The sequence below is a fragment of the Salmonella sp. SAL4457 genome, assembly GCF_046548235.1.
Classification (GTDB): domain Bacteria; phylum Pseudomonadota; class Gammaproteobacteria; order Enterobacterales; family Enterobacteriaceae; genus Salmonella; species Salmonella enterica.
This window is the reverse complement of record NZ_JBGDZO010000963.1, coordinates 1-251: the sequence shown is the minus strand read 5'-3', so window position 1 is coordinate 251 and position 251 is coordinate 1. Positions and strand designations below refer to the sequence as shown.

General features: G+C 69.3%; 1 protein-coding gene. It reads right to left on the bottom strand.

Annotated features, from left to right (window positions below; genetic code table 11):
* A partial coding sequence (locus ACLJNW_RS27055; protein ID WP_410961637.1) for a serine dehydratase beta chain occupies positions 1-251 on the bottom strand: 251 nt, incomplete at both ends.

The window sequence follows — 251 nt, the reverse complement described above, 5'->3', positions numbered from 1 at the left end:
GCGTTGGGGTGGTAGGGCAGGTTCTCGTCGAGCAGGCGCATGTCGCGCACCCAGTCGAACGGTACCGCCACGCGGCCGTCCAGTTGCAGCAGGCCGCTATCGAGCAGCGCGGCCATGCGTGGGGCGATCTGGGTCGGGTCGATACGATCCGGCCATTCGCCCATCAGGCCCATGATCACCGCGCGATCGGTGCCGTGGCCGACGCCGGTGGCGGACAGCGAGCCATACAGGCGCACTTCGAGACGCCGCAC